Consider the following 8,044-nt stretch of genomic DNA (forward strand, 5'->3'; position numbering starts at 1 on the left):
GCCATCCCTCCATATGGAAGAATCTGCGTATGAATGCAGATAACGTGACATGCGGCCGCGACCCCGACAGCCTCTACGTAGAGCTCGCCGTCGAGGTCTTCGCGATGCTCGCTGACGCCACCCGCGTGCGGATCATCCTCGCGCTCGAGGGAGCCGGGGAGTTGTCCGTGAACCACATCGCCGACATCGTCGACAAGTCACCCGCCGCCGTCTCCCAGCATCTCGCCAAGCTGCGCCTGGCCCGTATGGTCACCACCCGACAAGACGGCACCCGCGTGTTCTACGCCCTCGCCGACGAACACGCGCGCCAGCTGGTCACGGACGCGATCTTCCAAGCCGAGCACTCCCTCGGTGGCGCCGCCCCGCACCACCACGCCGGAGCCGACGCCAGCCGCCCTGTGGCGCCATGATCACCGTCTTACGCAACGGCACCTACCGGGCGCTGTTCTTCGCCCAGGTCATCGCCCTTGTCGGCACCGGCCTGCTCACCGTTGCCCTCGGACTGCTCGCGTTCGAGATCGCCGGAGATGCCGCCGGATCGGTGCTCGGCACCGCGTTGACGATCAAGATGGTCGCCTACGTCGGCGTCGCACCCCTGGTTGCAGCGCTCGTGGACAGGCTCCCCAAGAAGGCCGTTCTGGTCGGCGCCGACGCCGTTCGACTCGCGATCGCGTTCACCCTGCCCTTCGTCCAGGACACCTGGCAGATCTACGTGCTCGTGTTCGTGCTGCAGTCCGCGTCCGCGACCTTCACCCCCGCCTTCCAATCACTCATCCCGAGCGTGCTGCCCGACCCCCAGCAGTACACTCGTGCCCTCGCGCTGTCACGCCTCGCCTACGATCTCGACTCGATCCTCAGCCCCGTCATCGCCGCAGCCCTACTTGCCGTGATCAGCTACAACAACCTGTTCGTGGGCACCGCCGTCGGCTTCGCCGCCTCCGCCACCCTCGTCCTCATCGCCCGCCTTCCCGCACACGTACCCGATGCGTCCACCGGCACGTTCTGGGAGCGGCTGCCAACCGGGCTGCGCGTGTTCGCCCGCACGCCCAGCCTCCGCTTCCTGATGGCCGCCAACGTGGTCGTCGCGGCCGGCACCGCTATCGTCCTGGTCAACTCCGTCGTCTACACCAAAGGCGTGTTCGACCTGGATGACACCGCCCTCGCCCTCGCCCTCGGCGCGTATGGGGTCGGTTCCCTGATCATTGCCCTCAACGTCCCGTGGATCGTCGACCGCATCGGTGTCTTGTGCGCCATGAGCATCGGTGCCTGGACGCTTGTTTCGGGTCTGATCGCGGCCATCGCGATGACGATTATCGCCACGACCACGGGAGAGGGCTGGTGGATGCTGCTTGCCACCTGGGCGTTGCTCGGTGCCAGTACCTCGCTGATTAACACCCCTTCGTCACGGCTTCTAGCCGACGCGTCCACCCCCGCTAACCGCAACCTGGTATACACCGCACAATTCGCACTTTCGCACGGCTGCTTTCTGGTTAGCTACCCGATCGCGGGCTGGCTCGGTGTCATTGGACTGCCCATCGCGGCTAGCGCGCTGCTCGGATTCGCCATCGTCGGCGTTACCGCCTTGGCTGTGCTGTACAAACCAGCAGGTACCGTCGTCACCACTCTGTAAACGATGAGCTGCGAGCACATGTTTCTGGCGGGTGTCGTCAGCTCGAACCGCGATGGACAACTCGAGGAGTAGACACACGCGTTGGACGCGGACACTTTAGCCGCGATTCCTCGGTCTCGTCGAGTCGTCGTGGACATCTCTGAGCGGTTCCTACAGACAACTGTAGGGATCTTTCTGAAATGTCCATTTCGCAGTTGAAATGTCCACGCGATGTCCATATGGACATTTCGGACGCCGGCCGACCGTCGCGATCATGTGGGCGGCGGTTTCACAGCGCCTCAGCTTCTCTGCTGGATCGCGGCTACGCGATGTCTCCCCTTTCACGTCTGAGTGGCCATCGGTCTGATCGGGCCATGAGCAGGATCAGTTTCGCGCGTCGCCCCCGCCCTCTGGTTCCGCGCTGCGGGCGTCATCGTCGTGGCAGGCTTCTTCGCGTCGTTGGTTACCGGTGTCTGCTGCCCCGGCGCCCCCGCCAGCGGAACATCGACGTGCGGAACGTTCGAGCGCTTGACCGCCGGGATCGACAGATCACGTGGCTCTGGCTCGCACGGACGGTCATCGTAGGCGCCATCGCGGCGCTCGAGGTGGGCGTCTTCGGTCGAGTCACCCTTGGCCGACTTCCTTGCGGGCATGGCACTGTTCGGGAGCTCGAGCGGACGCAGGGAGGTCATGAAATTGCCTTTCGCGGATAGCGGAGGCGATGAACGCTGCGTTCACCTATGGTTGGGGTCGTGGTCGCATTGCGCCCATACGATGTGCGGCGAACCCGAAAGGTGATCACCGGCTACATGAACTCGCCCCTCAACGAGCCGCCGCTCGGCGGAACCATCGACCACATCCTCTCGATCCTGCCGTCGCTCGTACCGAGCGCGCAGCGCGTCGCCCGCATCTGCGCCGAGCGACCCCACGACGTGGTCGACATGTCGGGCGCCGACCTCGCCGAAGCCGCCAACACGTCGCCGGCCACCGTCAGCCGCACCGCCCAGGCGCTGGGGCTGCGCAGCTTTCAGCACCTGCGCATGCTGCTCGTGCGTGACCTCGCCGCCGACGCCACCGCCGCGCCCGACGCACCCGCCGGCACCGAGGGCTTTCTGCGGTGGCTGGCCGAGGGGCGGGTGGGATGCTGCAGACCGCGCTCGCCTCGATCGACCCGGTCGCGTTCGACGCCGCTGCCGACGCCATCGCCCGCGCGCCGCGCCTGCTGATCTCGGGCACCGGCGCCTCGCACGCCGCCGCCCAGGCGTCGGCCGTCGCGTTCGCCGTCAACGGCCGGCCCTGCGAAGCGCCCGCTGACGGCGTGGTCGCCCACCTCACCGCCCGCGTGCTCGCCCCCGGTGATGTGTGCCTCATCGTCAGCTCGAGTGGCGCCAACTCGGTGACCCTCGCGGTTGCGGACGCCGCCGTCGACGCCGGCGCCACCGTGATCGGGGTCACGAGCTTCGCCCGTACCCCGCTCACCACCCGCGCCGACCACCTGCTCGTCGCCGGTGCGCGCTTCCAGGCGTGGGATCAAGGCATTCTCGGCAGCGGGCTCGTACAGCTGCTCGTGCTCAACGCCCTGCAGATCGCCGTCGCCGACCGCATGAGCGACGCCGCCGACCGCGCGCGCCTCGCGGTGCGCGAAGAGGTGCTCGACATCGTCGCCGACGACGGCTCCGACGCCGAGGCATCCGACGTGCCAGACGTTATCGACCACGGCGATGGGCGTTGACACTCCGTTTGCAGGAAATTCACTTTCCTCGATTGCAATAGCTCTGCAAGCGGATTTCGCGGGAAGGCCCCGGTTCGTCAGGTCGCTTGCAGAAGGCGACTCATGGGAACGATCCAGCTCTCTGGTGTCGGTCGCTCCTTCAAGAGCACCGCCGCCGTCAGTGATATCGACCTGATCATCGAAGACGCCGCCGCGCAGATCACCGAGTCCACCGGTGCCCCCTCGATGAGCGCGTCGTGCGTGATCACCGGCGGCAGCTGGTGCATGCAGGGCCTCTTCCTCTCGAACGGCGCCCAGGTGCTGAGCGATGACCGCACGACGATCGAGTTCGGCTCGGACGCCGCGATCGATACGGTCGCGACCTTCACCGAGATGTACGAGGACGGCGTGCTCACCAACGAGGACTTCACCAGCCAGTACGAGGCGTTCGCGCAGGGGAAGACCGCGATCCACGTCAACAGCTCGGCCCTGCAGGGCGCGTTCATGATGGGCGCCGAGGCCGGTGGCTGGACCCTCGACGCTCACACCCTGCCCGCGTTCGGAGACCAGGCGGTCGTGCCCACCAACTCGGGCTCGTTCCTCGCGATGTTCGCCACCGACCCCGCCAAGCAGGCCGCCGCGTGGGAGCTCATGCAGTTCATGACCAGCCCCCGCGCCTACGAGATCATCTCGACCCAGATCGGGTACCTACCGCTGCGCAGCAGCATGGCCGACGAGGGCGGACCGCTCTATGACTGGGTCGAAGCCAACCCGCTCGTGAAGCCCAACCTCGAGCAGCTCGACGCGCTCGAGCCGTGGGTGTCGTACCCCGGCGACAGCTACGCCCAGGTCGACCAGGTGCTCGCCACCGCCATCGAAGACGCGGTCTTCTACGGCGCCGACCCGGCCGCCACTATGACCGAGGCCGCCGAGCGCGCGCAGGGGCTGATCGAATGACCATCGACCTCGACCTGACGCCTTCGGCGACGGATGCCGCGGCCGCTTCGTCGCCGGATGCCGCGACCGCGGCGCCTCGTGAGCGTCGCCACGCCGTGGCCGGCCTCTACAACCTGCGCGACACCGGCGGCTACCGTGCAGCCGGCGGCACCAGCCGGTGGGGCAAGCTGCTGCGGTCAGATGCTCTGCACCGCATCGACGCGACCGGTCGCGACCGGCTGGCCGAGATCGGCGTCGCCCACATCATCGACCTGCGCGGCGGCGACGAGCGCGCCACAGCGCCGAGCGCGGTCGACGGGCTCGAGGTCACCGTGCACCACCTGCCCGTGTTCGACGACGCCGACCCGGCCGCGCAGGCCACCACGCACGTCGGACTCGTGCCCGTCTACGACCACATCGTCGACGAGCGCGGGGCGCAGCTGGTCGACGCGATCCGGGTGATCATCGCGGCTGACGACGACGACGCGGTGCTCGTGCACTGCACCGCCGGCAAAGACCGCACCGGTCTCGTCGTGGCCTTCGCGCTCGCCGCCGCCGGGGTCGACCGCGACGACGTCGTGGCCGACTACGCCGCCACCGCCGAGAACCTGCGCGGCGAGTGGTCAGACGCGATGACCGCCGTCTTCGAACAGCGCGGCATCGAACTGACCGCGGGAATGGTCGAACTCATCACCGAGAGCCCCGCCGAGGTGCTCGAGGCGCTGCTCGAGCGCATCGACCGCGAGCACGGGTCGATCAGCGCCTACCTCCTCGCCCACGGACTCACCCCCACCGAGCTCGAGCGTCTCACCGCCGTGATCATCGACCCCGCCGCCACCGCGGTCTGATCGGAAGGAACACACACCATGTCGCACATCGCGAGCCAGCATCCCGCTCCCGAGCACTTCATCCTGCATGTCTCTGACACCCACTTCGTGGGCGACGGCGACCTGCTGCACGAGCGCATCGACAGTGACAAGAACCTCGCAGAGCTGTTCGACGGCTTCACCAAGGCCAACGCCCGCCCCGAAGCGATCGTGTTCACCGGCGACCTCGCCGACACCGGCCGCCCCGACGCCTACGAGCGCCTGCGGGCCATCGTCGAGCCCGCCGCCGAGAAGCTCGGTGCCCAGGTGATCTGGGTGATGGGCAATCACGACGAGCGCGTCGCGTTCCGCCGCGGCCTGCTCGACGAGGAGGCCGACCAGTCCGAGCCCGTCGACCGCGTCTACGACGTCAACGGTCTGCGCATCATCGCGCTCGACTCGACGGTGCCCGGGCAGCACCACGGCGAGATCAGCGACGAGCAGTTGGCGTGGCTGCGCCGCGAGCTCGAAGTCCCCGCGCCCGACGGCACCCTCATCGCGCTGCACCACCCGCCCGTGCCGAGCCCGATCGGGCTCATCGCCCTGGTCGAGCTGCGCGACCAGGAGCGCCTCGCCGAGGTCATCCGGGGCACCGACGTGCGCGGCATCCTGGGCGGTCACCTGCACTACTCGACCACCAGCACGTTCGCGGGCGTGCCCGTGTCGGTCGCGTCGGCGACCTGCTACACGCAGGACCTCGCCGTCGCCTACCCCGGTGCCCGCGGCCAGGACGGCGGCCAGTCCTACAACCTCGTGCACGTCTACGGCGACCGGGTGCTGCACTCCGTCGTGCCGATCGGGCAGTTCCCGACCGTCTACGAGATGACTCCCGAGATGCTCGAGGCGTTCATGAACATGACCCCCGACGAGCAGCTCGCCGCCGTCAACGCGTCGGCGGGAGAGTAGTCAGCCCGTGAACAATAATGTCTCGTATCTACATCTCCTCGAACGGAGCAGTTCATGACGGATTCCACGCTCGGCGCAGTCTCTGCGACCGCGATCACGAACACCAGGGTCTTCGACGGACACAGTCTGAGCGCCCCCACGACGGTCGTCGTCCAGCCCGACGGGCGCATCGGTGACGTATCAGCGGATGCGGTCGTCGTCGGTGCCGCTGTCGTCAACGCGGAAGGTACGGTGCTCCTTCCTGGCCTGATCGACTGTCACATGCACCTGAAGGGGCGCGAGTCCCTCGAGACGCTCGCCACGTACGGTGTCACCACCGGCCTGGACATGGCGACATGGCCCGCATCACAGTTCCAGTCGTTGCGGGGACTGAGGGGAGTCGCTGACTTCCGCACCGCCGGCATGGCGGCGACATCTCAGGGCAGCACGCACAGCCGCATTCCGACCTATCCGGACGTCGCGCTGGTCGATTCCCCCGACAAGGCGGAGCGGTTCGTCGAGGTGCAGGTGGCAGACGGGGTGGATTACATCAAGATCATCGCCGATCTGCCCGGTCCCACCCAGGACGTGCTCGATGCACTCGTGGCTGCTGCGCACGCGCGGGGGCTCAAGGTCATCGCGCACGCAGCCCTGTACGAAGCTGTGCGTATGAGCCTCGCTGCGGGGGCCGACATGATCACCCATGCTCCACTCGACCGCGCGCTCGACGATGCGACGGCTGAGACGATGCTCGCCCAGGGCACGGTGTTCATCCCGACCTTGACGATGATGAAAGGCGTCGCCGCGAATCTCACCGCAGCGGGCGTTCCCGGTGTGAGCTATGCACACGCCCACGAGAGCACGCGCGCGATGCATGCCGCGGGCGTTCCGGTCCTGGCCGGCACCGACGCCTACATCGGGTCCTTCACACGGGCATCGCCGCCATACGGCGAGAGCATGCACGACGAAGACGCCTACATCGGGCTCCTCGAACGGGCAATGCCGCCATACGGCGAGAGCATGCACGACGAACTCGCTCTGCTCGTGGACGCCGGCCTGTCAACAGCCGAAGCGCTGCGCGCTGCCACCTCGACGGCCGCGCACGCGTTCTCACTCGACGATCGGGGGGCGATCACCCCCGGATTGCGAGCCGACCTCGTGCTGGTGGACGGCGATCCGCTCACCGACATCGCTGCCGCGCGTCGCGTTCTGCGTGTGTGGTGCGGCGGCATCGAGGTGTGAGGGCGTCCTCTCGACCGCGGTGTCACTCCACGGCGGTGTTCGCGCCGTGGTGCCACGCGAGCACCCGGTTCTCGACGACGATGAGCAGCAGGTTGAACACGTACCCGAAGATCCCGATGAGCACGATGCCCGACCACATGTCCGTGATCGCGAACGACCTCTGCGACTGAAGAACGAAGACGCCGATCCCGTTGCCTCCCGCCATCATCTCGCTCACGACGACCATGATGAGCGCGAGCGAAAGACTCGTGCGCATTCCGGCAAAGATCTGCGGAGCTGCCGCGGGAAGTGCGACCTGCAACTCGTAGCGGAACCAGTGGATGCCGTACACCCGGGCGGTCTCGCGCAGTCCGGGGTCCATTCCTCTGATTGCAGCTTCGGTATTGAGGAGCACGGGCCAGAGGCAGATGAAGGTGATCAGAATCACCTTCGCGGTGTCGTCGAGGCCCAGCACGATGATGACGAGGGGAATCAACGCGACCGCAGGGATCGCGCGCAGGAACTCGAGCACGGGTGCGAACATCGCCTGGAGGCGGTGCGCCTGACCGAGAACGAACCCCACGACCACGCCGATGACCACAGCGCCGATGAACCCGATCATCATCCTGGAAAGACTCGGCAAGACGTCGCTCGCCATCCGCGCGAAGAGCCAGTTCTCCTGGAAAGCGACTAGGGCGTGTCTCCCAAAGGTTTGGGCTGGTCGCTGGAACGCTCGGTGTGTGTCTCGAACGGAGTTGCTGACTGATGCGCAGTGGGAGCTGATTGCTCCGTTGATGCCGTCCTCGCAGGGGCGTC

11 protein-coding genes are annotated in these 8,044 nt (G+C 67.2%); 9 read left to right on the forward strand and 2 right to left on the reverse strand.

Going from position 1 to position 8,044, the window contains the following annotated elements:
* The first annotated feature begins 29 nt into the window (after nucleotides 1–29).
* Together MA875_RS12040 and MA875_RS12045 are read left to right on the forward strand one after the other, a co-directional pair.
* Complete coding sequence (locus MA875_RS12040) at nucleotides 30–410, forward strand: ArsR/SmtB family transcription factor (RefSeq protein WP_067121069.1); 381 nt, start codon at nucleotides 30–32, stop codon at nucleotides 408–410.
* Entirely contained in the window at nucleotides 407–1,630 is a 1,224-nt protein-coding gene (locus MA875_RS12045; RefSeq protein ID WP_101305188.1) for an MFS transporter, read from the forward strand. The genes MA875_RS12040 and MA875_RS12045 overlap by 4 nt, the downstream gene beginning before the upstream one ends.
* 320 nt (nucleotides 1,631–1,950) lie before the next feature.
* Here MA875_RS12045 and MA875_RS12050 read toward each other — a convergent pair whose 3' ends face one another.
* Nucleotides 1,951–2,301: a hypothetical protein gene (locus MA875_RS12050; RefSeq protein ID WP_005052795.1), complete on the reverse strand. Its 351-nt coding sequence runs from the start codon at nucleotides 2,299–2,301 to the stop codon at nucleotides 1,951–1,953.
* Between the two features lie 117 nt (nucleotides 2,302–2,418).
* On the opposite strand from MA875_RS12050, the gene MA875_RS12055 reads away from it, so the two are divergent.
* The 6 genes from MA875_RS12055 to MA875_RS12080 all read left to right on the forward strand — a co-directional run bounded on the left by MA875_RS12055 (nucleotide 2,419) and on the right by MA875_RS12080 (nucleotide 7,249).
* A complete protein-coding gene (locus tag MA875_RS12055; protein ID WP_165801295.1) occupies nucleotides 2,419–2,835 on the forward strand; it encodes a MurR/RpiR family transcriptional regulator in 417 nt (138 codons plus the stop codon).
* The gene (locus MA875_RS12060) at nucleotides 2,751–3,341 is read left to right on the forward strand and encodes an SIS domain-containing protein (protein ID WP_005052796.1); all 591 of its coding nucleotides are present in this window, start codon (nucleotides 2,751–2,753) and stop codon (nucleotides 3,339–3,341) included. The genes MA875_RS12055 and MA875_RS12060 overlap by 85 nt, the downstream gene beginning before the upstream one ends.
* 102 nt (nucleotides 3,342–3,443) lie before the next feature.
* Nucleotides 3,444–4,277 carry an extracellular solute-binding protein gene (locus MA875_RS12065; protein WP_005052797.1) on the forward strand — a complete coding sequence of 278 codons (834 nt, stop codon included), beginning with the start codon at nucleotides 3,444–3,446 and terminating at the stop codon, nucleotides 4,275–4,277.
* Nucleotides 4,274–5,104, forward strand: a complete 831-nt coding sequence (locus MA875_RS12070; RefSeq protein ID WP_005052798.1) for a tyrosine-protein phosphatase — start codon at nucleotides 4,274–4,276, stop codon at nucleotides 5,102–5,104. The genes MA875_RS12065 and MA875_RS12070 overlap by 4 nt, the downstream gene beginning before the upstream one ends.
* Nucleotides 5,105–5,122: 18 nt before the next feature.
* The gene (locus MA875_RS12075) at nucleotides 5,123–6,028 is read left to right on the forward strand and encodes a phosphodiesterase (RefSeq protein ID WP_005052799.1); all 906 of its coding nucleotides are present in this window, start codon (nucleotides 5,123–5,125) and stop codon (nucleotides 6,026–6,028) included.
* A 54-nt stretch (nucleotides 6,029–6,082) separates the two neighbouring features.
* Nucleotides 6,083–7,249, forward strand: a complete 1,167-nt coding sequence (locus tag MA875_RS12080) for an amidohydrolase family protein (protein ID WP_045245739.1) — start codon at nucleotides 6,083–6,085, stop codon at nucleotides 7,247–7,249.
* Between the two features lie 22 nt (nucleotides 7,250–7,271).
* Here the strand turns inward: MA875_RS12080 and MA875_RS12085 are convergent, their stop codons facing one another.
* On the reverse strand, nucleotides 7,272–7,853 hold the full coding sequence (locus tag MA875_RS12085) for an ABC transporter permease (RefSeq protein WP_005052801.1): 582 nt from the start codon (nucleotides 7,851–7,853) through the stop codon (nucleotides 7,272–7,274).
* On the opposite strand from MA875_RS12085, the gene MA875_RS12090 reads away from it, so the two are divergent.
* On the forward strand, nucleotides 7,837–8,044 hold a 208-nt coding region (locus MA875_RS12090), incomplete at its 3' end, for a hypothetical protein (RefSeq protein WP_248242504.1). The two genes, MA875_RS12085 and MA875_RS12090, sit on opposite strands and share 17 nt — an antisense overlap.

It is taken from the genome of Microbacterium kunmingense (assembly GCF_023155745.1).
GTDB lineage: Bacteria > Actinomycetota > Actinomycetes > Actinomycetales > Microbacteriaceae > Microbacterium > Microbacterium kunmingense.